Origin of the sequence: Nonomuraea sp. NPDC050310 (genome assembly GCF_040655795.1) — a bacterium.
GTDB lineage: Bacteria > Actinomycetota > Actinomycetes > Streptosporangiales > Streptosporangiaceae > Nonomuraea.
Map to the genome: position 1 here is coordinate 40,975 of NZ_JBFAKP010000020.1, position 25,653 is coordinate 66,627.

Annotated in this window: 23 protein-coding genes; 6 read left to right on the plus strand and 17 right to left on the minus strand. The window is 73.5% G+C overall.

Translation table 11 applies throughout. From position 1 onward, the window contains the following. The first annotated feature begins 210 nt into the window (after positions 1-210). Positions 211-1,569, plus strand: coding sequence for a glycoside hydrolase family 16 protein (locus tag AB0I67_RS33365; protein ID WP_357931831.1), 1,359 nt, complete (start codon positions 211-213; stop codon positions 1,567-1,569). On the opposite strand, the gene AB0I67_RS33370 is transcribed toward AB0I67_RS33365, so the two are convergent. From AB0I67_RS33370 to AB0I67_RS33420, 11 genes are all read right to left on the minus strand, one after another. Further along, positions 1,550-2,470: an ABC transporter substrate-binding protein gene (locus AB0I67_RS33370; RefSeq protein WP_357931834.1), complete on the minus strand. Its 921-nt coding sequence runs from the start codon at positions 2,468-2,470 to the stop codon at positions 1,550-1,552. The genes AB0I67_RS33365 and AB0I67_RS33370 overlap by 20 nt on opposite strands. Then, positions 2,467-3,582 carry an LLM class flavin-dependent oxidoreductase gene (locus tag AB0I67_RS33375; protein WP_357931836.1) on the minus strand — a complete coding sequence of 372 codons (1,116 nt, stop codon included), beginning with the start codon at positions 3,580-3,582 and terminating at the stop codon, positions 2,467-2,469. Before AB0I67_RS33375 ends, AB0I67_RS33370 begins: the two co-directional genes overlap by 4 nt. Further along, positions 3,572-4,465, minus strand: a complete 894-nt coding sequence (locus AB0I67_RS33380) for an LLM class flavin-dependent oxidoreductase (RefSeq protein ID WP_357931839.1) — start codon at positions 4,463-4,465, stop codon at positions 3,572-3,574. Before AB0I67_RS33380 ends, AB0I67_RS33375 begins: the two co-directional genes overlap by 11 nt. Further along, positions 4,465-5,439, minus strand: coding sequence for an ABC transporter substrate-binding protein (locus AB0I67_RS33385; RefSeq protein ID WP_357931840.1), 975 nt, complete (start codon positions 5,437-5,439; stop codon positions 4,465-4,467). Before AB0I67_RS33385 ends, AB0I67_RS33380 begins: the two co-directional genes overlap by 1 nt. Next, the gene (locus AB0I67_RS33390; RefSeq protein WP_357931842.1) at positions 5,436-6,128 is read right to left on the minus strand and encodes an ABC transporter ATP-binding protein; all 693 of its coding nucleotides are present in this window, start codon (positions 6,126-6,128) and stop codon (positions 5,436-5,438) included. The genes AB0I67_RS33385 and AB0I67_RS33390 overlap by 4 nt, the downstream gene beginning before the upstream one ends. Next, complete coding sequence (locus tag AB0I67_RS33395; protein WP_357931845.1) at positions 6,125-6,955, minus strand: ABC transporter permease; 831 nt, start codon at positions 6,953-6,955, stop codon at positions 6,125-6,127. Before AB0I67_RS33395 ends, AB0I67_RS33390 begins: the two co-directional genes overlap by 4 nt. After that, positions 6,952-7,935, minus strand: coding sequence for an NrtA/SsuA/CpmA family ABC transporter substrate-binding protein (locus AB0I67_RS33400; protein WP_357931848.1), 984 nt, complete (start codon positions 7,933-7,935; stop codon positions 6,952-6,954). Before AB0I67_RS33400 ends, AB0I67_RS33395 begins: the two co-directional genes overlap by 4 nt. Positions 7,936-8,007: 72 nt before the next feature. Continuing rightward, entirely contained in the window at positions 8,008-9,045 is a 1,038-nt protein-coding gene (locus AB0I67_RS33405; protein WP_357931850.1) for a hypothetical protein, read from the minus strand. Positions 9,046-9,140: 95 nt separating this feature from the next. Then, positions 9,141-12,110 (minus strand): bifunctional [glutamine synthetase] adenylyltransferase/[glutamine synthetase]-adenylyl-L-tyrosine phosphorylase, encoded by a 2,970-nt coding sequence (locus tag AB0I67_RS33410; RefSeq protein WP_357931852.1) that lies wholly within the window; start codon positions 12,108-12,110, stop codon positions 9,141-9,143. A 43-nt stretch (positions 12,111-12,153) separates the two neighbouring features. Next, positions 12,154-12,708 (minus strand): TetR/AcrR family transcriptional regulator, encoded by a 555-nt coding sequence (locus AB0I67_RS33415; protein ID WP_357931854.1) that lies wholly within the window; start codon positions 12,706-12,708, stop codon positions 12,154-12,156. A gap of 42 nt (positions 12,709-12,750) precedes the next feature. Further along, the gene (locus AB0I67_RS33420) at positions 12,751-16,224 is read right to left on the minus strand and encodes a SpoIIE family protein phosphatase (protein WP_357931856.1); all 3,474 of its coding nucleotides are present in this window, start codon (positions 16,222-16,224) and stop codon (positions 12,751-12,753) included. Positions 16,225-16,304: 80 nt separating this feature from the next. Here AB0I67_RS33420 and AB0I67_RS33425 point away from each other — a divergent pair, with 80 nt between their 5' ends. Beyond that, a complete protein-coding gene (locus tag AB0I67_RS33425; RefSeq protein ID WP_357931859.1) occupies positions 16,305-16,649 on the plus strand; it encodes an STAS domain-containing protein in 345 nt (114 codons plus the stop codon). A gap of 125 nt (positions 16,650-16,774) precedes the next feature. Here AB0I67_RS33425 and AB0I67_RS33430 read toward each other — a convergent pair whose 3' ends face one another. Beyond that, a complete protein-coding gene (locus AB0I67_RS33430) occupies positions 16,775-17,452 on the minus strand; it encodes an ATP-binding protein (RefSeq protein WP_357931862.1) in 678 nt (225 codons plus the stop codon). Here AB0I67_RS33430 and AB0I67_RS33435 point away from each other — a divergent pair. Next, positions 17,357-17,845: an HXXEE domain-containing protein gene (locus AB0I67_RS33435; protein WP_357931864.1), complete on the plus strand. Its 489-nt coding sequence runs from the start codon at positions 17,357-17,359 to the stop codon at positions 17,843-17,845. The two genes, AB0I67_RS33430 and AB0I67_RS33435, sit on opposite strands and share 96 nt — an antisense overlap. An 18-nt stretch (positions 17,846-17,863) precedes the next feature. Here AB0I67_RS33435 and AB0I67_RS33440 read toward each other — a convergent pair whose 3' ends face one another. Continuing rightward, on the minus strand, positions 17,864-18,541 hold the full coding sequence (locus AB0I67_RS33440) for a type 1 glutamine amidotransferase (RefSeq protein ID WP_357931867.1): 678 nt from the start codon (positions 18,539-18,541) through the stop codon (positions 17,864-17,866). Positions 18,542-18,562: 21 nt separating this feature from the next. Here AB0I67_RS33440 and AB0I67_RS33445 point away from each other — a divergent pair, with 21 nt between their 5' ends. Beyond that, positions 18,563-19,408, plus strand: coding sequence for an alpha/beta fold hydrolase (locus AB0I67_RS33445; protein ID WP_357931870.1), 846 nt, complete (start codon positions 18,563-18,565; stop codon positions 19,406-19,408). Positions 19,409-19,457: 49 nt separating this feature from the next. Here the strand turns inward: AB0I67_RS33445 and AB0I67_RS33450 are convergent, their stop codons facing one another. Together AB0I67_RS33450 and AB0I67_RS33455 are read right to left on the minus strand one after the other, a co-directional pair. Continuing rightward, entirely contained in the window at positions 19,458-20,171 is a 714-nt protein-coding gene (locus AB0I67_RS33450; RefSeq protein ID WP_357931873.1) for a hypothetical protein, read from the minus strand. A gap of 231 nt (positions 20,172-20,402) precedes the next feature. Next, positions 20,403-22,868: a collagenase gene (locus tag AB0I67_RS33455; protein WP_357931876.1), complete on the minus strand. Its 2,466-nt coding sequence runs from the start codon at positions 22,866-22,868 to the stop codon at positions 20,403-20,405. A 106-nt stretch (positions 22,869-22,974) separates the two neighbouring features. Between AB0I67_RS33455 and AB0I67_RS33460 the strand changes: the two genes are divergently transcribed. Beyond that, the gene (locus AB0I67_RS33460; protein ID WP_357931878.1) at positions 22,975-23,958 is read left to right on the plus strand and encodes a GNAT family N-acetyltransferase; all 984 of its coding nucleotides are present in this window, start codon (positions 22,975-22,977) and stop codon (positions 23,956-23,958) included. Here AB0I67_RS33460 and AB0I67_RS33465 read toward each other — a convergent pair. Beyond that, a complete protein-coding gene (locus AB0I67_RS33465) occupies positions 23,876-24,478 on the minus strand; it encodes a dihydrofolate reductase family protein (protein WP_357931881.1) in 603 nt (200 codons plus the stop codon). The genes AB0I67_RS33460 and AB0I67_RS33465 overlap by 83 nt on opposite strands. A gap of 29 nt (positions 24,479-24,507) precedes the next feature. Then, positions 24,508-24,873, minus strand: a complete 366-nt coding sequence (locus tag AB0I67_RS33470; protein ID WP_357931882.1) for a DUF4267 domain-containing protein — start codon at positions 24,871-24,873, stop codon at positions 24,508-24,510. Between the two features lie 91 nt (positions 24,874-24,964). Here AB0I67_RS33470 and AB0I67_RS33475 point away from each other — a divergent pair, with 91 nt between their 5' ends. Next, entirely contained in the window at positions 24,965-25,567 is a 603-nt protein-coding gene (locus AB0I67_RS33475; protein ID WP_357931885.1) for a TetR/AcrR family transcriptional regulator, read from the plus strand. Positions 25,568-25,653: the final 86 nt, after the last annotated feature.

The following is a 25,653-nucleotide window of genomic DNA, read 5'->3' on the forward strand; positions in this document are numbered from 1 at the left end:
CTTCTGCTCGCTTCCGGTTTGCGGGCCCACCCGTCCTCTCCCCAGGCTGACCCGCCTCATTCCTCACCCAGGCATCGACCCGTCCTGACCGAGGCCGGTTGAGGGAGCGCTCTCCATACCGATTGACGCGTGGTCAAAGCTGTGTCAGCTTGTCGAGAGAGCGCTCTCAGACGTTGCGTATTCGCGGTGCCACCCCCCGAAGGAGCAGCAATGCCTCGCAGCCGCCTCGCGGTGCTCTGTGCCGCCTTAGCCACCCTCACCGTCCTGTTCACCCCCGTCGCGCCGGTCGCGCACGCCGCCGTGCCGCCGCCGCCCGCCGGCTGGTCGCTGGTGTGGGCCGACGACTTCACCGGCCCGGCGGGCGCCCTGCCCGACGCGGGCAACTGGATCATCGACACCGGCCACAGCTACCCCGGCGGCCCGGCCAACTGGGGTACCGGGGAGATCCAGAACTACACCGCCGACCCGGCCAACGTCAGCCTCGACGGCTCCGGCAACCTGCGCATCACCCCGATCGGCGGCGGCCGGTCCTGGACCAGCGCCCGCATCGAGACCCGGCGGGCCGACTTCAAGCCCGCCGACGGCCGCATCCTGCGCATCGAGGGCCGGATCCAGATGCCGAACGTCACCGGCGACGCCGCCCTCGGCTACTGGCCGGCCTTCTGGGCGCTCGGCTCGCCCTTCCGCGGCAACTACTGGAACTGGCCGGGCATCGGCGAGTTCGACGTGATGGAGAACGTCAACGGGCTCAACTCCGTCTGGGGCGTGCTGCACTGCGGCGTCGCGCCGGGCGGGCCGTGCAACGAGTTCTCCGGGCTCGGCGCCAGCCGTACCTGCCCGGGGGCCTCGTGCCAGTCGGCCTTCCACACCTACCGGTTCGAGTGGGACCGCAGCGTGAGCCCCAACCAGTTGCGCTGGTCGGTGGACGGCCAGCAGTTCCACAGCGTCAGCCAGGCCCAGATGGACGCCACCACCTGGGCCAACATGACCGGGCACGCCGGCTACTTCCTGCTGCTGAACGTGGCGATGGGCGGGGCCTTCCCCGACGGCGTCGCCGGGTTCGCCACGCCCACCGCGGCGACCGTCTCGGGACGGCCGATGGTCGTCGACTACGTGGGCGTCTGGCAGAGCGGCGGCCCCACCCAGCCGGGCGGGGTGGACGCGCGCTCGACCATCCAGGCGGAGAGCCGGCAGGCGCAGTCGGGCACCTTCAACGAGCCCACCACCGACACCGGCGGCGGCCAGAACGTCGGCGGCATCGGCAACGGCGACTGGCTGCGCTTCGACGGGGTGAACTTCGGCTCTGTGCCGGCCGCCCAGTTCAGGGCGCGGGTCGCCTCGGGCGCGGCGGCCGGGGTCAGCGGCCTGGTGCAGGTACGGCTGGGCAGCCCGACCGCCCCGCCGATCGGTGACTTCGCCCTGGCCAGCACCGGCGGCTGGCAGAGCTGGCGGACCGTCCCGGCCAACATCACGCCGGTGACCGGGACGCACACGGTCTACCTCACCTTCTCCTCCGGCCAGCCGGCCGACTTCGTCAACGTCAACTGGTTCACCTTCTCGACGAACTGACCGGCTGCCTGACCAGCTCGGCCAGCTCGGGCAGCACCGCGCCGGCGACCACGACCGGCCGGTCGATCAGACCGGCCGCGTGGAACAGGTCGGCGGCGCGCTGCTGCTCGGCGACGAACTCCTCGCTCACCGGCTCCAGGCCGAAGGGCCGGTGACGCAGGGCGTGCTCCCAGGCCGCCACGTCACCGCCGTCGTCGGCGGCGAACAGCTCGGCGGCCTCGCGGTAGTTCTCCTTGATCCAGGCGTCCGACTCCTGGAGGGCGTGGACGATCGCGGCAAGCTCGGCGGGGTGCTCGGTGGCGAAGTCGCGGCGGGTGAACCAGAGCGAGCGGTGGCTGAACAGCCCGTCGGTCTCGACCAGCGTGCGGGTGCGGGCCTCGATCGCGCCCAGCGCCGGGTAGGAGCCCACCCAGGCGTCGACCTCGCCGTCGAGCAGGAGCCGGGCGGCGTCCACCCCGGCGTCCACCGGCTCGATGTCGCCCCACGACAGCCCGGCGTCGTCCAGGGCGAACAGCAGCAGCGTGGTCTGCCAGCTCCCGTGGCCGAGCGCGACCTTGCGGCCGCGCAGGTCGGCGACCGAGGTGACCGGCGAGTCGGCCCGCGTCACCAGCCGCCCGTTCTCGTGCCTGGGGCCCGAGACGGCCACGTAGACGATGTCGTGGCCCTTGCCCTGCGCGGTGACCGGCGGCGTCGAGCCGGTGCCGATGAAGTCGTAGCCGCCGTCGAACAGGTGGTCGCCGTGCACCGACGGCAGCCCCTCGCGCGGCGAGGGCCGCTCGCCCGGCGGCAGCTCGCGCAGGTCCACCCACTCCACGGACGGCAGGGACCGCTCCAGGATGCCGCGGTGGCGCAGCACCCACAGCGAGTTGTTGTGCGGGAAGAATCCGACCTTGACGCTCATCTGGTGCTCCTCTGCAACAGGGGCAGGACGTGCTCGCCCACCCGGTAGGCCTCCTCCAGGTGCGGCACACCCGCGAGGATGAAGGACCCGACCCCGAGCTCGATCAGCTCGTCGAGCCGGGCGGCGACCTGCTGGTAGCTGCCGACCAGGCCGAAGGCCGGCCCGCCGCGCAGCAGATGGAAGCCGCCCCAGACGTTGGGCTCGACCTCCAGGTCGCGGTGGCCGGTGACCCGGCCGGTGACGAAGGAGCGGCTGCGCTCCCAGCCGATGGAGTCGCCGGTGGCGTCCTGGAGCACTGCGGGATCGATGTTGTCCCAGCCGCGCCGGATCTCCGCCCAGGCCTCCTCCTCGCTCTCGCGCGCCACCACGTCGATGCGCACGGCGAAGCGCGGGTCGCGGTCGCTGTGCTCGCGCACCTGGCCGAACTTCTCGGCCAGCGGCCCGAACGGCTCCAGCCAGGACAGGTAGTAGTCGGCGTGCCGCCCGGCCGCCTCGATCGCGGCCTTGGACGAGCCGGAGAAGTAGATCTCCGGGAAGGGCTGGGCGGCCAGCTCGTCCGGCAGGTGCGCGCCGTCCACCTGGTAAAAGCGGCCCTTGTGCCGGTACGGCTCGCCGCTCCAGACCCCGCGCAGCACGTCGAGGAACTCCGAGGTGCGCGCGTAGCGGTCGTCGTGGTCGACCTTGTCGCCCCACCAGAGCTGCTGCGGCCCGCCTCCGCCGGAGATGATGTTGTAGACCAGCCGGCCCCCGGTCGCCTGCTGCAACGTCGCCGACATGCGGGCGGCCTGCACCGGATGGAGGAAGCCCGGCTGGTAGGCGACCATGAAGCGGTAGGTGGAGGTCTCGGCGGCCAGGCTCGCCGTCGCCGCCCACGGATCGTCGGTGAACGGGAAGCTCGGCAGCAGCCCGCCGACGAAGCCGGCGCTCTCGGAGGCACGGGCCACGTCGCCCATGTGCTCCAGGTGGCTGTAGCCGTCCGGCCGGCCCCCGCGCAGGCCGGGGGCCAGGCTGCCGGGACCGAGCGGCGCCCAGCCGCCCCGGCTGGCCACCCGCCGCCGCAGCGACGGCTGGTCGCCGTGGGTCCCGATCCGCCAGTAGACGTCAACGGACACCGGCGTCCTCCTTCGCCAGCAGCGGCAGCAGGTGCTCGCCGATCCGGTAGGTCTCCTCCAGCGCGGGCGCGGCCTCCAGGTGGAAGACGGTGACGCCGCGCCGGGCGAACTCGCGCAGGGCGGCGGCCACGCCCTCGTAGCCGCCGGTCAGGTCCCCGTCCAGGCCCGCGGCCTCGGCCGCGTCCTCGCGGGCCGCGATCCGCAGCCGCACGCCGTACCGCAGGCCGGGCAGGCGCTCGGTGGCGGCCTCGATGTCGTCCCAGGGGTCGAACAGGTGCACGTCGCCGTGCTCGGCCGACAGGTCCAGCTCCTCCGGCGAGGTGCCGGACAGCACCACCCTGGGCAGCGGGTGCCCGGCCAGCGGCGGCTCGCCGAAGCCGCCGTCCAGCACCTCGAAGTGGCGGCCGCGGAAGCTGAAGCCGCCGCCGCTCCACACCCCCTTGGCGATGGTCAGGAACTCGGCGGCACGGCGGAAGCGCTCGGGGCCGTCCAAGAAGTCGCCGTGCGCGCGGGCGAGCACGGGGTCGAGGTCGGCCAGCTTCCAGTCGAGCCGGTCGGCCGAGAAGCGGGCCAGCGACAACGAGAGCTTGGCCGCGTAGACCGGGGTGGCCACGGCCGGGTGGAACTCGGCGGTGACCCGCAGGTAGCGGGTACGGCGCAGCACCGCCCCCGCCAGCACGAAGCTCTCCGCCCCGCCCGGGTCGAAGGGGAGCACCGCCCCGCTCAGCCCGGCCAGTTCGGCGGCCCGGGCGACCTGCGCGACGTGGTCGTGGGGGCCGGCGGCCCGGCGCGGGTCGGTCAGGGCGGCGGCGAAGCGCCGTCCCCGCCGCGAGCGCGTGGGCAGGACGATGTGGAACTCCAGCTCCGGCGGCTGGGGGGCCATCACGCCACCGCCCGTTCGGCCAGGATCTCGCGGGCCCGCTCCAGCGGCTCGTGCGCGGCCCAGGCGGCCACGTCCACGTCGGCGGCCAGGAAGCCGTGCTCCAGCAGGAAGTCCTTCTGCAGCCCGAGCAGGTCCAGCCGCTCGGGTGACAGGTCGGGGCGCAGCCGGGTGTGGAAGCCGTCGCGGTAGGCCGCGCGCACCCCGGCCGCCCCGGACCGGGTCTCCCCCGCCAGGATCCGGCGGACCCCGGCCAGGTCGCCCGCCGCCCAGTCGGCGGCGCGCAACGTCTGCACCAGGAAGCGCACGACCAGGTCGGGCCGCTCGGCCAGCAGGTCCTCGTGCACGGTGATCGGCCGCGGGGTGCCGTTGTTGACCCGGGTGGCCGGATCGGGGTGGGCGTCGAGGTCGACGGCGACCACGGCTCCGGCCGCGACCGCCTGCTCGGCGGCCCGCGCGCCCTTGACGTAGACCGCGTCCACCGCCCCCGCGGTCAGCTCGGCGAGGCCGGGCCACGACCACTCGCCCGGCGGCTGCTCGACCTCCACGAACTCCACCGCGTCGAGGGTGAGGCCGCCCTGGCCGAGCGCGCCCTTGGCGCCGTGCAGGGCCATCGCGCGGGGGAAGCTCTCGGCCCTGGTGGCGGCCCAGCGGGGCAGGGCGAAGCGCGCTCCCCTGAGCCCGGCCGCGCCGGTGATCCCCGAATCGGGGCGGACCAGGACGGACTGCGCCTCCTCGATCCAGGTGAGGCCGATCAGCCGGGTGCGCGCCCCTTCGGAGCGGGCGGCCAGCGCCGGCACGTTGCCGCCCTCGCGGAACAGGCCGGGCAGGTCGTGGTCGAAGTGGTGCCGGGCGATCTCGGGCGGGGCGTCCTGCAGGACGCCCACCTCCCCGAGCTCGTCGGCCAGCCAGCCGAGCCGGTGGGCCAGGCCGCTGGCCGTGGGGACGGGGCAGCGGGTGTACCAGAGGGTGGTCATGACACTCCCAGGGTCGACAGGAACAGGCGGCGGGCGGCGAGGAAGGCGGGGTCGTCGCGATCTCGCGGGTGGGGCAGGTCGATCGGGCGTTCGACGGCGAAGCGGCCCTCGCGCAGCACCGCGACGCGGTCGGCCAGCCGTACGGCCTCCTCCACGTCGTGGGTGACCAGCACGACGGCCGGGCGGTGGCGCGCGCACAGCTCGGCGACCAGCTCCTGCATCTGCAGGCGGGTCAGCGCGTCCAGCGCGGCGAAGGGCTCGTCGAGCAGGAGCAGTTCGGGCTCGCGGACCAGGGCTCTGGCCAGCGCGACCCGCTGGGCCTCACCGCCGGACAGGGTGGCGGGCCAGGCTCTGCCGTACCCCTCCAGGCCGACCTCGGCCAGCGCCCGCGCGCCGCGGGCGGCGGCCGAGCGCGGCAGCCCGAGCACGACGTTGGGCAGCGTCCGGCGGGCCTGCACCAGCCGCGGCTCCTGGTAGACGGTGGTACGGCGGGGCGGCGCGAGCACGCTGCCGGCGTCCGGCCGTTCGAGGCCGGCCAGGATGCGCAGCAACGTGGTCTTGCCGGTGCCGCTCGGCCCGAGCAGGGCGAAGAACTCGCCGCGCCGGATCTCCAGGTCGATGCCGTCGAGGACGGTCTTGGGCCCGAAGCTCTTGCGCAGCCCGCTGATGAGGACGGCGGTCTCGCTCATCGCGCCGCCAGGTGCTCGCGCCAGGGCATGGCCAGCCGTTCGAGTCCGCGGATGCCCAGGTCGATGAGGAGCCCGAGCACCGCGTAGAGCAGCACGCACAGCAGCATGTAGTCGTTGCGGTAGTACTGCTGGGACAGGGTGACGAGGTAGCCGATGCCCTCGGTGGCGCCGATCTGCTCGGCGGCGATGAGGCCGGTGAGCGAGATGCTGAGGCAGACGCGCAACGCCATCAGGATGTTGGGCAGCGCGCTCGGGATGATCACGCCGAAGGTGAGCCGCGCTCCGCTCAGGCCGAAGCCACGGGCGGCCTCGACCACCTTGCGGTCCACGCCGCGCACCCCGAGGTAGGTGTAGGCGTACATCGGGCCGACGGCGGCGACCGCGATGAGCACGACCTTGAAGGTCTCCTGCACCCCGAACCAGGAGATGAACAGCGGGACCAGCGCCAGGAAGGGCACCGCGCGCTTCATCTGCAGGGTCGGGTCGACCAGGTCCTCGCCCAGCGCCGACAGCCCGGAGACGACGCCGAGCAGCAGGCCGGTCCCGGCGCCGAGCGCCACGCCCAGCCCGGCGCGGCCGGCCGAGGCCAGCAGGTAGTCGCCGAGCTGGCCGGTGGCCAGGAGTTCGCCCAGCGCGCCGGCGACCGCGGGCGGCCCGGCGAGGATGCCGGGGTCGAGCGCGCCGGTGACCGAGCCGATCCACCAGGCGGCCAGCAGCAGGAGCGGGACGCCGGCCCGCACGGACAGGGTCAGGGCCGGGTGCCGGCGGCGGGTGCCGAGGTGGCGCGGGGTCTCCAGCGCGAGCGCGCGTTCGGCCAGGACGGTCATGGCCGCGCCTGGTGGATGACCGCGCCGGCGTCGAGCGTCGCGGGGAGCACGCCGTACTTGGCGAACAGGGCCGCCACGTCCTTGACGAAGCCGGCGTCGGCGGGGAGCGCCGGGCGGGGCAGGCCGGCGAAGCGGGCCTTGGCCAGCTCGACCTCCAGGCGGGCTCCGCTGACGGCGGTGGGTCCCTGCTGGAGGAAGACGTTCTGGAAGCGCTCGGGGCTGGTGCGGGCCTCATTGGTGAGCTCGCGGACCACGTCGAGGTAGACCTTGACCGCCTCCGGGTGCTCGTCGAGGAGTTCGGTGCGGGCGGCGTGGATGCTGAGGTCCTGGTCGGGCAGGGCGGTGCTGTCGACCAGCACGCGGGCGCCCTTGGCGACCACCTCGGGGTAGGCGCGGACGATCGCCCACCAGGCGTCCACCTTGCCGGTGGCGAAGGCGGCGGCGGCCTGGTCGGGGTTGAGGTAGACCCGCTTGACCTGGTCGACCGGGACGCCCTCCTTCTCCAGGGCGAGCAGCAGGAGGTACTCGCCCCGGCCGCCCTTGTTGACCGCCACCTGCCGGCCCGCCAGGTCCTTGACCGTCTTCACCGGGCTGTCCGGGTGCACGACGAGGCCGTCGGTCTTGGGCGCGGCCGGGTCGGTCACCCGGTCGGTCACGGAGAAGATCTTGAGGTCCTTGGCGCCGGACAGGTAGCCGAGGACCGGGGAGATGGCGCCCTGCAGCACGTTGACCGAGCCGGAGCGGACCGCGTCGATGGTGGCGGTGAAGGAGGCGTAGCTGCCGCCCCACTCCACGCGGGCTCCCACCTGGGCCAGGCGCTTCTCCAGGATGCCGTGCTTCTTGGCGTAGGCCAGGGGGCCGGCGTTGCCGGGGTCCTGGAGCTTCAGGACCGCTCCCTCGGCGGCTCCGGCCGAGGAACAGGCGGTGGCGGTCAGGGCGGCGGCGAGCAGGAGGAGCAGGAGGCGATGGGGAATCCGCATATTCCCCATAATTCAGGTAGGTATTTAGGAAGTCAAGCCGTGGGCGAGCCCGGTCTGTGCTCGTTCCAAGGGTCAGCCTCGTTTGAAGCCGGTGATCCGCCGCAGGATGTCCCACCAGAACGGCGCCCCGAACAGCAGCGCCAGGTAGGTGAGCAGGAAGCCCGGCCAGTGGCTCGGCGTGGTGATCCGGTCCCACCACCCGCCGCCGTTCCAGTGCACGCTCGGATCGCCGTCGGCCGGTACGGTCACCTTCACGATCGCGTTGCCGAGCGCCTTGATCAGCGCGGGCGAGCTGAGCGTCTCGGTGATGCAGTCGGCCAGTTCGACCGACTCGCCCGGCTGGCTGCACTTGGCCTTGAGCTGCTCGATCGCCTCCGGGCCCCCGGCGGTCGCGGCGGCGACGGCCGCGCGGTAGGCGTTGTCGCGCAGCACCGACTTGGCGAACTCCACCCCGTCGAGGCTGAACAGCAGCGTGATGACCAGGCCGAGGGCGGAGACCACCCACCTGACGTAGCGCCGGTACAACATCGACAGGCGTTGCATCTCGGAGTCGAACCAGGTCTCCACGCCCTTGCGGAAGCGGTCGAGGTCGCGCTGGGCGCCCTCCCACAGGCCCTTGAGGTGGCTGTGCAGCGGGCTCTTGAGCTCCTGCAGCTTGCCGAGCAGCCCCTCGACGCCGTCGGGCTCGGCGGCGGCCATCTCCATCACCGCCACCGCGAAGCGCTCCGGCGGGATGTTGGCGATGCTGGTGCGGCCGGTCTTGGGGTGGTCGATCTCCCGGACCCGCTCGTACAGGCGCTTGGTCATGTCGTCCTGGGCGGGCGCCTCCTCGGCCTGCTCGGCGGGGGCGGGACGGGCGTCGCTGGGGGCGGGCTGGTCGCTGAAGACGGGGCGGGGATCATGGGTGAAGGGCAGGGCGGCGAAGACGTCGCGCACCTTGGCCGGCAACCAGGAGCGGCCCTGGGCGTCGCTGCCGTCCATCGTGTCGCGCAGGTAGGCCCACAGGAACTTGCTGCGGATGGACAGGAGCCGGACGAAGCCCTCGTTGAGGCCGCTGACCAGGAGCGACATCAGGAGGAACAGCATGACCAGGCCGACTGCCAGGTCCACGTAAAGAGACAGCAAAGCGATCACCCCGCGCCTTGATACACCCGGGGGGATCTCCGCGCAACGAACCGCGCCGAACGAGCCGGCCGTGCGGGGGATCAGTCGCCGTAGAAGGCGCGTTCGGTCACCTGGCGGGCGCGGCGGGTGATGCGGCGGTAGTCGTCGAGGAAGTCCTCCGAGCCGTCCGGCGGGTAGCCCAGGGTGCGGGCCAGGCGGCGGCGTTCGCGGGTGTCGGCGGGGACGAGGTCGCCGGGCCGCCCCTTCACCAGCATGATCGCGTCCCGGATCCGCGAGGCGAACCGCCAGGCCTCGGCCAGCACGTCGGCGTCGGCCGCCTCCAGCAGTCCCTCGGCCACCGCCGCCCGCAACGCCTCGACGGTCCGGGTGGTGCGCAGCGCCGGGCGGTCCCCGGCGTGCCTGAGCTGCAGGAGCTGGGCCACCCACTCCACGTCCGACAGCCCGCCGCGCCCGAGCTTGGTGTGCAGGGCCGGGTCCGCGCCGCGCGGCAGCCGCTCGGCCTCCATCCGGGCCTTGAGCCGCCGGATCTCCCGCACCGCCTCCTCGCCGATCCCGCCGGCCGGGTAGCGCAGCTCGTCGGCCAGCGCCAGGAAGCGCTCGCCGAGTTCCCGGTCCCCGGCCGCGAACCGGGCCCGCAGCAGCGCCTGCGCCTCCCACGGCGACGACCACCGCGCGTAGTAGGCGCGGTAGGAGGCCAGGCTCCGCACCAGCGGGCCCTGCCGCCCCTCTGGCCGCAGGTCGGGGTCGATCAGCAGCGGCGGGTCGGGCGCGGGCAGGGCGAGCAGCCGCCGCACCTCGTTGGCCACCGCGAAGGCCGTCTCGGTGGCGTCGCCGTCGCCGTGCACGAACATCACGTCCGCGTCGCTGGCGTAGGAGCATTCCAGGCCGCCGAGCCGGCCCATCGCGATCACCGCCAGCCGTACCGGCGGTTGCCGTTCGAGGCCGACCTTGGCCTGTGCGGCCTGGAGCGCGGCGTGGAGGGTCACGTCGTTGAGCGCCGACAGGCTCTCCCCCACGCCTTCGATGTCGATCGTGCCGGACAGGTCGGCGACCGCCGTACGGAACAGTTCGCGGCGGCGCAGCGAGCGGACGGCGGCGACGGCGGCCTCGGCCTCCTCGTGCCGGGCCAGCGCGGCCTGCGCCTCGGCGAGCAGCGCCTCCGCCGGGCGGGGCGCGACGTCGGCGCCGAGCAGCTCGACCGCCTCGGGGGCGTGCAGCAGCAGGCCGGTGGCGTAGCGGCTGGTGCCCAGCAGCCGGGCCATCCGCCCGGCGACGGCGGTCTCGTCGCGCAGCAGTCGCAGGTACCACGGGGTGGTGCCCAGCTTGTCGCTGACCTGCCGGAACCCGAGCAGCCCTGCGTCGGGGTCGGGGGTGTCGGCGAACCAGCCGAGCAGCACCGGCAGGAGCGTGCGCTGGATCGCCGCGCGCCGCGAGACGCCTGTGGTCAGCGCGGCGATGTGGCGCAGCGCGCCCTCGGGGTCCTCGTAGCCCAGCGCGCGCAGCCGTGCGACGGCGGCGGTCGGCGAGAGCCGGTCCTCCGACTCCGGCAGCCGCGCGACCGCCTGCAGCAGCGGCCGGTAGAACAACTTCTCGTGCAGCCGCCGCGCCTGGCTCGCGTGCTGCCGCCAGCGGGCGAGGAAGGCCGCCGCCGGGTCGGGCTGCAGGCCCAGTGCCCGGCCGAGCCGCCGCAGGTCCGCCTCCGCCTCCGGCACCAGGTGCGTACGGCGGAGCCGATGCAGTTGCAGCAGGTGCTCCACCCGGCGCAGGAAGGTGTACGCCTCGGCCAGCGCCCTGGCGTCCTCGCGCCCGACGTACCCGCCCCGCGACAGCGCCGCCAGCGCGGCCAGCGTGGAGCGCCGGCGCAGCAGCGGGTCGAGCCGGCCGTGCACGAGCTGCAGGAGCTGCACGGCGAACTCGATGTCGCGCAGCCCGCCCGGCCCGAGCTTCAGATGGCGCTCGCCCTCCTTGGCCACGTGCTGCTCGACCCGGCGGCGCATCGCCTGGACGTCCTCGACGAAGTTGTCGCGGGTGGCCGCCGTCCAGACCAGCTCGTCGGCCATCTCGGCGTAGGCCGCGCCCAGCTCGGCGTCACCGGCCACCGGGCGGGCCTTGAGCAGCGCCTGGAACTCCCACGTCTTGGCCCAGCGGCGGTAGTAGGCCTGGTGGCTGGCGAGGGTGCGGACCAGCGGCCCGGCCTTGCCCTCCGGACGCAGCCCGGCGTCGACCTCCCACAGGGCGCCTTCGGCGGTCACCGTGGAGCAGGCACGCATCAGGGCCTGGGCCAGCCGGGTCGTCGCGCGGGTGTCGTCCTCGGCGGCGGAGACGAAGATCACGTCCACGTCGCTGATGTAGTTGAGCTCGCGGGCGCCGCACTTGCCCAGGCCGATGACGGCCAGCCGTACCCCGTGCTCGCCGGTCTCGGCGCGGGCGACGGCCAGCGCGGCCTCCAGGGCGGCGGCGGCCAGGTCGGACAGCGCGCCGGTGACCTCCGGCAGGCTCAGCTCGCCGGTCAGGTCGCGTCCGGCCAGCGCCAGGAGCCGGCCGCGGTAGCCGACCCGGAGCGCGTTGAGCGGCTCGGGTGCGCTCGCCACCGGGCGGAGGTGGGCGGGGTCCGCGCCCACGGCTTCCAGCAGGGCGGCGCGCGGGTCGGTGGCCGGTGGGCGCTCCAGCAGGGCCAGGTCGGCGGGGTGCCGGGCCAGGTGGTCGCCCAGCGCGGCGCTCACCCCCAGGACGCTCACCAGGCGCGGGGTCGGCTCGGCCCCGCGCAGCCGGGTGAGCGCCGTCAACGCCAGATCGGGATCGGCGGCGCCGGCCAGCAGGCTCTCGTAGGCCCGGGCGGCGTCCGGCGGGCTCTCCGGCGACCGGGCAGTGTCCGTCGGGTTTCCCTGCGGCACAACGGTGTCCGGCGGGTTTGTCTGCGGCACGACGGTGTCCGGCGGGTTTGCCTGCGGCCGGGTGGCGGTCAGTTCGGTGAGGAGGCGTTCGGCCCGGGCCACGTCGGTGAAGCCCAGCTTGGCCAGCCTGGCTGCGGTCGACTCGATCCGGGGCACCCGGCCATTGTGGCAGGCGCGGGCCCGCCGGTCCCGGACCCGCTCACGGGCGCGGGCACGAGCCGGACAACACCACCTCGACCGCCCGCTCGGCGAAGCCCGGCTCGGGGACCTGCCGCCGGAGCAGCACCCGGGTCCACACCGCACCGCTGAGCAGGTCGATGACGAGCAGGCGGTCGAGGTCGCCGGCGACCTCCCCGCGCTCGACCGCCCGGTCGAAGATGGCCTGCTCGCGGGCGAAGCGGTCAGCGAAGAAGGTGGCGAACAGCGGCCCCAGCTCGTCGTCCCGCCCGCCGCCGGCGATGGCCGCCACCACAGTCTGCACGCCGGGGTCGGACAGCAGCTCGATGACCCGCTCGACCAGCATGACCAGGTCGCCGCGCAGGGAGCCGGTGTCGGGCGTGTCCAGCGCGAGGACCTCGCCGTCGGTCAGCGCGGCGCTGAGCAGGGCGGCCTTGGACGGCCACCAGCGGTAGATCGTGGTCTTGTTGACGCCGGCCTCGCGGGCGACGCCTTCGACGGTGAGCCCCTCGTAGCCGTGCTCGCCCAGGAGCCGCAGGGTCGCGGCGAAGATCGCTTCGGCGGAGCGTGGCGGCATGGCGGGCCCTCGGCGGATAGACGCGACGTTGCGTCGCGCAGTCTAGCCGTCCGTCCGGCGGTGCATCGCGAGCAGGGCGATGTCGTCACCCGACCCGGTGCCCGACGCTGTTCCCCAACCGGTGCCGGAACCGGTGCCGGCCGTGGGGAGGTCGTCGCGCGGGTCCGTGCCGGTCATCGAGCGCATGGCCAGCGCGCACAGTCCCTCCGGGTCGCCGCCGTGGCCGCTCAGCGTCCGGCACAGCTCGGCCATGCGCTCGGCCAGCGGCTGGGTCCTGTTCTCGACCAGCCCGTCGGTGTACAGCAGCAGGGTCGCGCCGGGCGGCACCGCGAAGGTCTGGCCGCGGTAGGGGAAGCCGGGATCGACGCCCAGCGCGAGCCCGTGGTGGACCGGCAGCAACCGGGCCGGGCCGTCGCGCGGCACGAGCAGCGGCGGCAGGTGCCCGGCGTTGGCGAGCTGGAGCGCGTGCGTGTCCGGGTCGTAGATCGCGTAGCAGAGGGTGGTGAACTGCCGCTGGCCACCGGCGTGCAGGAACTGGTTGACCCGCTCCAGCAGCGGCGCGGCCGGGAGCCCTTCGAGGCTGTAGGCCTGGATCGCGGTGCGGAGCTGGCCCATCAGCGCCGCCGCGCGCACGCCCCGGCCCATCACGTCGCCGATGGTCAGCGCGATCCGGCCGTCGGGCAGTTCGAGGGCGTCGTACCAGTCGCCGCTGGCCTGTTGGCCCGCGCTGCCCGGGCGGTAGCGGGCGGCCAGCCGTACGGGCGCCATCTCGGGCAGGGCCTGCGGCAGGAGGGAGCGCTGGAGGTGGACGGCGATGCGGTGCTGGCGGTCGTACTGGGCGGCGTTGTCGAGCGCGAGCGCGGCCCGGCCGACCAGCTCGTCCAGGAACGGCCGCCGGGCCGGGTGCGTGGCGGCGGGCGTCGGCCCCGCCAGGACGGCCAGCCCGATCACCCGCCCGCGGTGCCGAAGCTCCACGACCTCGTCCGGGCCGAGTTCGCCCGGCGGTCGGTGGAGCGCCTCGGCCGGCAGCGGGTCGGCCGCGCGGGTGGCCTGCAGCACCGGGGCGAGGTGGCCCTCGTTCTCCTCGGCCTCGGTGTGCAGCCAGACCGCGCACCCGGCGGCGAAGGCGGGCACGATCTCCGCGCACAGCACCCGGCTGATCTCGGCCGGGTCGAGGCTGGCGTTGAGCCGGCGGCTCACCTCGGCCAGCGCGGTCAGATGCTCGGCGGCCTCGCGTTGCTGGCGGGCGGTGCTCAGGTGGGTGCGGACGCGGGCGATCAGCTCGGCGGTGGTGAACGGCTTGATCAGGTAGTCGTCGGCGCCCGCGTGCAGGCCCTCGATGGCCGACTCCTGGCCTGCCCTCGCGGAGATCATGATCACCGGGAGGTGCCGGGTGCGCTCGTCCGCCCGGAGCGCCTCCAGCAGGCCGAACCCGTCGACGCCGGGCATCATCACGTCGGTCAGCACCAGCTCGGGCGGGTCGGCCTCGACCGCCGCCAGCGCCGCGCGCCCGTCGGCCACCGCCCGCACCCGCCAGTGCGGGGCCAGCACCCGCTGCAGGTAGGCCCGCATGTCGGCGTTGTCGTCCACGACGAGCACCTCCGGCCCGCCCGCCGCGGCCTGCTCGCCCCCGGCCGCCCAGCCCAGCGCCTCCCGCAGATGCGCCCCAGCCGTCCGCGGATCCCTCTCCGCACGATCCGGCAGGCCGTCCGTCTCCCCGCTCCGGCCCGGCAAGCCGCCCGCCTCGGGCTCCGCCGTACCGTGCGCCAGGCCGCCCGCCTCCGCCTCCTCCGTCCGGTACGGCAGGCGCACGGTGAAGGTGGAGCCCCGCCCCGGCTCGCTGGCCACCTCGACCGTCCCGCCATGCAGATGGACCAGCTCCCGGACGAGCGACAGCCCGATCCCGCTGCCTTCCTCGCTCCGCCCCCCGCTCCCCGGCACCCGGTGGAAGCGGTCGAACAACCGCGGCAGCTCCTCGGCGGGGATGCCCACCCCGGTGTCGGCCACCTCCAGCCGCACCTCCTCCCCCACCGCCTCCAGCCGCACCCGGATCTCCCCGTCCAGGGTGAACTTGAAGGCGTTCGACAGCAGGTTGAGGATGATCTTCTCCCACATGTCCGGATCGACCGGCACCGGCCGCGGCAGGGGCGGGCAGTCGGTGACCAGCCGGAGCCCGCCCCGCTCGACCGCCACCTCGAACAGGCTGGCCAGCTCGGCGGTGAGCGCGGCCAGGTCGAGCGGCTCCAGGCGCGGCGTCATCCGCCCGGCCTCGGCCCTGGAGAAGTCGAGCAGGGTGTTGACCAGCTTGAGCAGCCGCAACGCGTTGCTGTGGATCAGCTCGGCCCGCTCCCGCCCGCCCTCGCTCAGCGCCTCGCGTTCGGCCAGCAGGTCCTCGACCGGGCCGAGCAGGAGGGTGAGCGGGGTGCGGAACTCGTGGCTGATGTTGGAGAAGAACATGGTCTTGGCCCGGTCGAGGGCGGCCAGTTGCTCGGCGCGGTGCCGCTCGGCCTCGAAGGCCACGGCGTCGGCGACGGCGGCCGAGACGTGGTCGGCGATCAGGGCGGCGAAGCCGCGGGCGCTGTCGTCGGCCGGGCGGGCGCTGTTGATCCCGGCCACCAGGAGCCCGGCGGGCTGCTCGCTGCCGGGCCGGGCGACCGGCAGCACCCAGGCTCGGGCGGGCGGCTCGAAGCCCTCCCGGGCGTGCCCGGCAAGTTCGGGGGCGCCGGGCTGGGCCACCTCGATGATGCCGGTGCGGGCTCGGCCGAGCGACCACACGTCCGCCTCGGCTGCGGCGCCTGCGGCGAGGTCCACCTCGCGGGGGCTCAGCCGGCCGCCCGGCGGGAGGCCTGCCGTACCGGCGAGCCGGGCGCGGTCGCCGTCGAGCAGGTAGAGGAGCGCGAACGGCACGTCGGCGGGGTGGCCGGAGAGCACGCCGGCGGCGCGGGCGCAGGCCTCGGCGGCGGTCGTGGCGCTGCGGGCGCGTTCGCCCAGCTCGCGGATCAGGGCCAGGCGGCGTTCGGTGACCACCCGTTCGGTGGTCTCGGTGACCGCGCAGAAGACGCCGCCGATGCCGCCCGACTCGGCGCGGATCGGGCTGTAGGAGAAGGTGAAGTAGCACTCCTCGGCGAAGCCCGAGCGTTGCAGGATCAGCAGCAGGTCGGTGGAGTAGGTGGCCTTGCCCTGGTAGAGGACCTGCTCCAGCATCGGGCCGATGACCGTCCAGGCCTCATGCCAGCACTCGCGGGCGGCCTGGCCCAGCGAGGCCGGGTGCTTGGCGCCCAGGACGGGCAGGTAGGCGTCGTTGTAGACCTGGGCCAGGTGCGGACCCCAGAAGATGATCATCGGGAACTCGGAGGCCAGGCAGATGCTGAGCGAACTGCGCAGGCTCTGCGGCCAGTCCTCGGCGGGGCCGAACGGGGTGGCGGACCAGTCGAGCTCGCGCATCAGCGCGCCCATCTTGCCGCCGGCGGCGAAGACCGCCTCCAGGCCGGACGTCTGCGCCGCGTGCGGATCCATGCCGGCCCTCCACCGTCAACGGGACTTGTCCCTGACCGGCGGAGCCGCTAAACAGGTCAGGTGCACGCGGGACGGCCGGGATGACGAACCTACAACTTTCCACCCTCACCCGGGGGGAGATCGTGATCATCTGCGTCGGCGGTGAGCTCGACGCGGTCACCAAGGCGCCGCTCGATCGCAGCCTGCGCGGGCGTTTCCAGCGGCCGGGCGAGCGGGTGGTGCTCGACCTGTCGGACGTCACGTTCATGGACTCGGGGTCGCTGGGGCTGATCACCGACCATCACCAGCGGGCCGCGGCGGCTGGGTGTGAGCTGGTGCTCGCGGGGGCTTCGCCGACCCGGATGCAGGTGTTGTGGCTGACCGGGCTGGCCGACTGGCTGCCGCTCTATCCCGACGCCGACGCGGCCTGCGCGGCACTCGGCTGAGCCGTCCCCTGGGCAGCCGTCCCCTCGGTTGAGCCCCCATCCCTCCGTGGCCGCCCCTCTGTACCCGTCCCCTCGGTGGAGGTCAGGAGAGGCGGTCGGGTGGGTGATCGGGCCGGGTGGGCTGGTCAGGCGGGGCGGCGCATGCGGAGGCGGACGCTGGAGTGGCCCTCGCCGCCCTCGATGGCGACCTCGTCGCAGAGCGAGCCCATCAGCCACAGCCCCCAGCCGCCGGTCGCGCCCTCGCCGGGGCGTTCGCGCGGCACTTCGCGGCCGGTCAGCCGGCCGGCGTTGTCACTGATCTCCACGGTCAGAAAGTCGGCGTCCTGGCTGACCCGCACGCGGCCCTGGCCGCCGGCGTGTTCGAGGACGTTGGCCATGGCCTCGCTGACCGCCAGCACCAGGTCGATCTGACGGTGCTGCGGCAGGCCGGCGGCAATGGCGCACCCACGGACCCGGTCCCGTAATTCGCCCAGGTCGTTATGGATGGCCCAGCTCCGTGACTCTCCCGGATACACCCGCCGCCGCTCCTCGCCGATGGCTCGCCCCCGGGGCGGCCCACAACCGGACACCCCGCCGGAATGCCCGCCAGGATATCTCGTCCCACGCGCGCCGCCCGACCCCCGGGCCAAACACAACGGTGCGTTGCACTTTGCGGAGATATGGGAGTAGGTTCCAACGCAACGTTGTGTTGCACTTTTGGAGGGGTCATGACAGCGGCGCTCACGTGGGGTCTGCTCGGGGCGTGGATGGTGCACGACGCGGAGGAACTGGCGACGATGGCGGGCTGGCTGGAGCGCCACCATCCCGAGCTGGCGGAGCGGTATCCGTGGCTGAACCTGTCGCAGGAGCGGGTGAACACCGCGATCGGGCTCATGGGCGTGGTGGTGGCCGCCGCGGCGGCGGACGGGGCCAGGACGGGTGGGCGGAGCGCGTTCTTCCAGGCGGCGGTGGCCGGGTTCGGGCTGCACGGGCTGACGCACCTGGCTCAGGCGGCGGTCGCCCGCGGGTACACGCCGGGGGTGGTGACCGCGCCCCTGGTGGTGCTGCCGTACTCGGCCTGGGCCTGGCGGCGGCTCAAGCGCGACGGCCTCCTCCGCCCTGGACGGCCGGCAGCCGGGGCGGCCTGGGGCGTCGCCGCCCTGGCCGGGGTGCACGCGCTCGCCCATCTGCTCACCGGCAAGCCCACCCCGTCATAGGGGAAGAGCGGCGGTGGGTTAGCCGACGGTGGCGCGGGTCTTGACGAGGGCGGCGAAGCGTTCGGCGACGGGGCGCCAGGCGGCGATCAGGCCGGGCTCGGCGGCGGCGACCGCCTCGTCGAGTCCCTGGACGCCGGAGGCGGCCGTCCAGGAGGCGAAGATCGCGGGCGTCGCCTCGGGGTGGAACTGGACCGCCCAGGCACTGTCCCCCAGCCGGTAACCCTGGTTGGGGTACTGGGTGCCGGTCAGCAACGGCACGGCCCCCTCGGGCAGCCGCGTCATCGCGTCGCGGTGGTACTGGATGGCGACAGCCGTACCGATCCCGTGGAAGAGCACGTCGTGCTCGGCCGCCGGCAGCGCGGTGACCGCGCACGCGCCGACCTCCAGCCCAGCCGCCCCCCGCTCGACCGTTCCGCCACAGGCCAGGGTGAGCAGCTGCGCCCCCAGGCAGATGCCCAGCGTCGGCACGCCCTGCTCGACGCTGGCGCGCAGCAGGTCGCGGGTGGCCGGCAGCCAGGGGTGGTCGTCGTCCTCCCAGGCCGCGGCCTCGCCGCCGAGCACGATCAGCCCGTCGGCCGCCCGCTCGGGCACGGGCTCACCCAGGTACGGCCGGACGACGTCGCAGGGCAGGCCGAGCCAGTCGGCCAGGTAGCCGAGGCCCGCGCCGGCCTCGTGCTCGATGACGGTCATTCGCATAGTGGCTCATAGGGTAAGCCCATGGACATCGACTCCGTAAAGGGGCTGCGGATCGCCCGCTTCGGCCAGGGCGAGAAGAAGATCGTCGCCGTGCACGGCATCACCGCCTCGCTGATGGCCTGGGGCGCGGTCGCCAGGAACCTGCCCGCCGGCTGGTCGCTGATCGCGATGGACCTGCGCGGCCGCGGGCACAGCCGCGACCTGCCGGGGCCTTACGGGCTGGAGCGGCACGCCGAGGACGTCCTGGAGATCGTCGAGCACGTGGGCGGGGCCGAGGTGCTGACCGGCCACTCGATGGGCGGCTACGTGGCGGTGCTGGCCGCGGCGCGGCGGCCGTTCGAGCGAGTGGTGCTGGTCGACGGCGGGCTGCCGTTCCCGCCACTGCCGCCGGGCACCGACGTGGACGCGGCGATGGCGGCCACGCTCGGCCCGGCGATCCAGCGCCTGGAGCAGACCTTCGACTCCCCCGAGTCCTATGTCGCCTTCTTCCAGGCCCATCCGGCCTTCGCCGGGGCCTGGAACGCCGACGCCGAGGAGTACGTCCGGTACGACCTGGTCGGCGAGCCCGGCGCGTTGCGCTCGCGGGCGGTGCCGGAGGCGGTGCGGCAGGACGGGCGGGCGCTGCGGCTCGACGGCGACCGGCACGGGGCCGCGCTGGCGTCGATCACCTCGCCGCTGACCTTGTTGCGCGCGCCGCGCGGGCTGCTCGACCAGCCGGTCGGGATGCTCCCGGACGAGCTGGCCGCGTTCTGGACGGCGAAGGTGCCGGGGCTGCGGGACGAGGTGGTCGCCGACTGCAACCACTACACGATCCTGCTCGACCCCCGCTGCGCCGCCCTGGTGGCCGAGCGGCTGACCGGGAGCTGACGCCCGTGATCCGGTACGGCTCGCGCGAGCCGTACCGGATCGAGACCGGCTACTTCGGAGCGATCCAAGTGGCCTTGGCGGCGGCGACGAGCGTGCCGTCCACCTCGTAGACGGCGCTCTCGCCGAAGAGCTTGCGGCCCTCGCGGCCGGTGGCGCGGCCGACGACGGAGTAGGTGCCGCCCGGGTAGACGCGGCGGTGGAGCTGCAGGGTGAGGCGGCCGAGCAGGGCGGACTCGCCGGGGCCGAAGTGTGCCCAGCCGGTGATGCAGTCGAGCACGGCGCCGATGATGGTGGCGGGAACGCCGTCCTCCTCGACCACGGTGTGCGGGACGCGCCAGCCGGCGGCGACCAGGTCGCCGCCGTCGAGGGTGCCGGGGAAGATGCGCAGGCCGTCGCCGGGCTCGCGCAGGCCGCAGACGAAGCACTCGGGGAAGGCGTGGCCCTGGTGTCCGGTGAAGCGGGCCTCGGCGCGGGCGGCCTCGGCGAAGGGCACGAAGGCGGGGGCCTCGAGGTCCTGGGCGACGGGGATGGCCTCGACCAGGAGGCGCTCGCCGTCGGCGAGCTGGACGGCGTGGCCGAGGTGCTCCAGGCGCAGCTCGGTCTCCAGCGGGGTGGGCGCGTGCAGCGTGACCTCGACCGTGGAGTGTTCACCGAGCAGCGTTTCCGCCACGGCGCCGGAGATCCAGCCGCCGTTGGCGATCCCGGCGGGACCGCGGAAGCGCTCGGGAACGGTCAGTACGGTCTGCAGGGCAGCCGTCGTCATGCCACACCCTCCAATATCGCCCCAATGGGCGTTACGTCCGGAAATATGGTTCTAAACAGACCGATTTTACCGGACATCAAGTTTCACCAGCGCATCAGGGGGTGCAGGCACTCGTAACGCTCCTGTTGCGACTGAGCTTCCCCGGGACGCGAGTGATCCGCGCCACATCCCCGGCGCACACACGGAAACCGCCGGCCGGGAGTCGTCCCGGCCGGCGGCTTCGCAGGGGTTCTAGTAGCTGGTGGACACCGTGACGCCGGAGAAGGCGGCGGTGCCGTACAGGCTGATGTAGTTGTAGCCGGACGGCGGGTTGGTGACGGTGAGGGTGTGCGCGTTGCCCGCGCCGGTGGCGCGCTGGTGGTAGGAGCCGGTGGTGGCCCAGGAGGAGCCGTTGTAGTACAGGTCGGCGTTGCCCGAGCCGCCCGTGGTGGTGATGGTCAGGCGGGTCGTGCCGGCCGGGACCAGCAGGTAGAAGTAGGCGTAGCCGCCCTGGCCGGCGGAGATGCCGGTGCGCTGGCAGTTCTTGCCGAGGGCCCGGGTGTCGGAGCCGGAGCAGGTCGGCAGGCTCGGGTTGGTGACGGTGACGTTCTTCGACGCGGTCGCGGTGGCGCCCTTGTCGTCGGTGACGGTCAGCTTGACGGTGTAGGTGCCGGCCGTGCCGTACGTCTTGACCGGGTTGGCCGAGGTGGCGGTGGTGCCGTCACCGAAGTCCCAGCTCCGCGAGGCGATGGTGCCGTCGGAGTCGGTCGAGGTGTCGGCGAGGTTCACGGTCAGGCCGGTGGCCGTGGCGGTGAAGGAGGCCGACGGCGGCTGGTTGGTGGTGCCGCCGCCCCCGCAGGCCCCGGCGGCGCAGGCGGTCAGCCAGGCGTCGAAGTCGGCGTTGTGGTTGAGCGACTTGAGGTGGGTGCGGGCCGCGGCCCAGTTGCCGGTGCGGTAGTGGCCGAGCACGATGTCCAGGTCGGCGCGGCGCTTCTCCACCATGTACCGGGTGGCGAGGTAGCCCCAGCGGTAGATGCGCTGGCTGTCGCCGTTCTGGTAGGTGGTGTCGAACAACTCGCTCAGCGTGTAGGTGTGCTTGGCCGCCTCGGCGATCGCCGCGTCGTAGGTGACGCCGCGGTAGCCGTAGGAGATGAGCTCGGCGAAGCCCTCGATCCACCAGATGGTCGGGGTGGAGACGCCGTCGGTGAAGTCGCCGTGCATGTTGAAGCGGCCGTCGAGGTAGTGCGTGTACTCGTGGTTGAGATTCCAGATCTGGAAGTCCGGGCGCAGCCACTCGGCCTCGTAGGCGATGAAGCGCGGCTGGTTGCCCGCGGCGCTCGGGTCGCCCTCCAGGTACATGCCGCCGTTGTTGGTGTCGATGCCGAAGATGGCGCCGGCGTAGGTCTGGTAGTCGGTGCTGGAGTCGAAGGCGTTGACCTCCAGCGCGGTGTTGTTGTCCCCGGCCACCGGGCCGTTGTCGCGGGCGACGTTGTGGAAGTAGGCGTCCTGGTTGGCGAGGCTGGCGCAGGTGCTCTGGAGCTGCGCGGCGGTCATCTCCTGGGCGCGGATGCGCAGGCTCGGCGAGCAGGTGTGGTTGATCGGCAGCGCCACGGCGAGCAGGCGCGCGGACAGGTCGCAGGTGCTGTAGTAGGTGCAGTTGCCGGCGTCGTAGTAGTTGACCATCTCGGCCACGCCCACCCACAGCGGCGCGGTGGGGCCGGTGATCTGGCTGCGCTGGAGCAGGTCGCGCAACATCGGCCGGACGGTCGCCCGCAGCGCGGTGTGCTGGGCGAAGCGGGCCAGCTCGCGGCCGGCGTTCGAGGTCAGGTAGCCGTCGTCGGTGCCGAGCAGGTCGAGGTGGCCGGTGGCGAAGTCGCGCAGCGTGGTCAGCAGGCTGGTGTCGGCCTGGACCGCGGTCACGAACTCGGGCACCTGGTGGCCGCGGAAGAGCACGGTGTAGACGTTGTTGACGGCGTTGGTCATGTACCAGCCGTAGCTGGAGGTATAGCCGGTCAGCAGGCGCTTGACGACGTAGAGGTAGCGGGCGTTCTCCTGCGCGCTGTCGATCAGCGTGACCGCCTCGCCCAGGATGGCGCCGTTGGCCTCGCTCACCGTGCTGGAGCGGCTGTTGCCGTAGAAGGCGTCCAGGCCGCCGCGGATCGCGGTGCGCAGGCTGGTGCCGTACTGGCCGACGTCGCCGGAGTTGTACCACTGCACGTAGTAGCCCGCGCGCAGGTACATGACGAGCTGCAGGGTGCTGGTGCTGTTGTCGCCGGGATAGGCCGTGGCGTTGTCGCGCAGCGCGTTGGCGACGGTCACCATCTGCGCCTCGCGGAAGGCGTCGCGGGCGGGCGTGCCGGTGAGCGAGAACAGGGTGCCGATGCAGTCGACGTCGGCGGCCTTGATCTTGGCGACCAGGGCGGCGCCGGTGTTGCCGGTGAAGTCGGCGGTCTCGCAGGGGGCGGCTGCGGCGGCCTGCGAGCGCTGGACCTGGGCGGGGGCCTTCTGCTCGACCGGGGCGATCGGGGGGCGCTCGTCGGGCTTGAGCGGCGTGCGGTTCGCCTCTCCGTGCTCGACGGCGCTGCTCTGCGCCGGCCGGGGCGGCGGCGTGGCGGCGGCTGGGCTGGACTGGTTCTGCGGGGTGGCCGCCGTCGCCGGTACGGCCAGGCCGCCCACGGTGAGGGCGGCGGCGAGCGCGAGGGGTAACGCGATGCGCATCGAGACTCCTGGGGGGTCGGAGCACCTCTGGAATGTGATATGTAAAATTGCATACAAGTTCACCCTCCGGCAAGACCCAATTGCCCCTTTAGCTAGTGTCTGTCGCATGGTGCCTTGGGTACGGCTGGCGCTGGACGTGGCCGCTTTCGACGACTCGCCCTTCCGTGATCGCCTGGAACGGGCCCGGGCCGCCGGCGTCACCTTCACCACCTACGCCGACCTCGCCGACCCCCGCGCGCTCTACGAGCTCAACCGGACCTGCTCCGCGGACATCCCGGGGCGGGGCGCGTTCCACTCCTTCGACGAGTACGTCGCGCAGCGGATCGACGTCCCGTCCTTCGACCCGCGCGGCGTCGTCCTGGCCCTGGACCCCGCCGGGCGCTGGATCGGCATGGCCGCGACCTCCGTGCACCCCGGGGGCGCCTTCAGCGAGATGACCGGGGTCGTGCGCGAGTGGCGGGGCCGGGGGCTGTCGCTGGCGCTCAAGCTGCTCGCCGTCCGCTTCGTGCGGGATGCCGGGCTGCCCGTGCTGCGGACCGTCCACCATCCCGCCAACGCCGCCGCCATCGGCATGAACCGCCGGCTCGGCTTCGTCGACGATCCCGGGCCGCGGGTCCGCTCCGCCGTACCCTCCGACGCCCCGGACCTCACCGCCCTCATGCACGCCTCCGCCGCCTACCGCGGCGAGTACGCGGCGATTCTGGACGGCTACGAGGTCACCCCGGACTACCTGGAGCGGCATCCCGCCTTCGTCGCCGTCGACGTGTTCGGCCGGGTGCTGGGCTTCGCCTCGCTGCTCACCGACCCGCCCGAGTTGGACCTGCTGTTCGTCTCCGACGCCGCGCAGGGTGGCGGCGTCGGCCGCCTGCTCGTCGAGCGGACGCTGGAGCGGGCCCGCGAGCTGGGCCTCGCCTCGGTCCGGGTGGTCTCCCACCCGCCGGCCGAGGCGTTCTACCTGCGGCTGGGGGCCGAGCGCACCGGCACCGTCCCGCCCCGGCCGCCCCGGGTCACCTGGGAACGTCCGGACCTGCGCTTCGTCCTGACGCCTGGCGAATCACTCGGTGCCGCAGGTAGACCACTTTCGAGCTGAACGACCGCGTCTCGACCAGTTCGAGATCCACCCGCCGCCCCTGCCGGGGAAAGAACGGGATGCCGCCCCCGACCAGCACCGGGTACACCATGGCGCGGTACTCGTCGATCAGATCCGCCTCGGCCGCCTCCGCGGCCAGCCCCGCGCCGCCGATCGCGATCTCGCCCTCCCCCGGCTCGGCCCGCAGCCGCTCGATCTCCTCCTTGAGACCACCCGAGCGCAGCCGCGCGTTGCCCTGCACCGCCTCCAGGGTGGTGGAGAACACCACCTTGGGCAGCGCCTTCCAGAGCGCCGCCCATTCGCGCTCGTCCTCGCTCAGGGAGTCCTCCTGCTCGGCGGTCTCCCAGTACACCATCGTCTCGTACAGCCGCCGCCCCAGCAGGTGGACGCCGACGTGGCGGATGTCCTCGAGCCAGAACCGGAAGACGTCCGGCTGGGGCGCCGTCCAGTCGAAGGTGCCGTCCGGGCCGACGATGTAACCGTCGAGGGAAACGCCCATCGAATAGGTCACGCTGCGCATCGCCCCACCCTACGACCGGCGTGGGCGGTTCAGAGGGCGAACAGCAGGGCGGCGGTGATCAGCATGACGACGGCGGTGGCGAAGTGGATGCCGAACGCGGCCGCCTTGGTACCGCCGTTGCGCAGCACGATCACGGTGTCGCCGAGCGGCAGCAGGGTGGCGATCAGCATGAACCAGGCCTCGGCCTGCGGCCCCACGAAGGCCAGCAGGGCCAGGCCGATCAGTCCGTAGGTGCCGTCGCGCATGCCCTTGATCGTCAGGTAGGCGCGGTCGGTGGTCGCGGGCACGCCGTAACCCTCGGCGGCGGCGTACGGCACGAGCAGGAAGCGGGCGCCGATCAGGAGGCACATCAGGTTGAGGGCGATGGCGAGGCCGTAGGCGACGACGGTAAGCATCAGGGGGGGCTCCAAAAACTAGCGGTGCTAGGAACGAGTGTGACGCTATCAGAGCATTGGCATTTGCGCTAGCAGTGCTAGATTGAGGAGCATGTCCATCCAGACGCGCAAAGAACGTGAACGGGCCGAGCGGGAGAAGCTCATCATCACCGCGGCCCGCGACCTCGCCGAGGCCGAGGGCTGGGAGGCGGTGACCACCCGCCGGCTCGCCGACCAGGTCGAGTACAGCCAGCCGGTGCTCTACAGCCACTTCAAGGGCAAGGACGCCATCGTGACGGCCGTCGCCCTGGAGGGCATCACCGAGATGGCCGCCGACCTCCGGGCCGCCCGCCTCTCCGCCCCCGGCCCGGACGCCGTGCTGCCCGCCATCTGCGCCGCGTACGTGGCCTTCGCCGAGCAGCGGCCGGCCCTGTACGACGCCATGTTCCGGCAGCGCGTCGACCTGCCCTTCGCCACGCCCGAGGCCCCGCCCGCCCTCCAGGAAGCCTTCGGCGAGTTCCTCGAGGCCGTCCGCCCGCACGCCCACGGGACCGACCTCGGCCTGCTCGCCGAAACCCTCTGGGCCGCCCTGCACGGCCTGGCCACCCTGATGCGCGGCGGCCGCATCCCCCGCGAGTTCCACGACCAGCGCCTGGCCATCCTGGTCGCCCGCTTCACCGGGGAGGCCTCCGACGGAACGGCTCGCCCCGCCTGATCAGCCGTGCCTATCCACCTCGTGGCCGCTGCCCTAGAGCCGCCGCACACACGGGGGCGAGGGGGTGTGGGGGAGCTGGGCTCCCC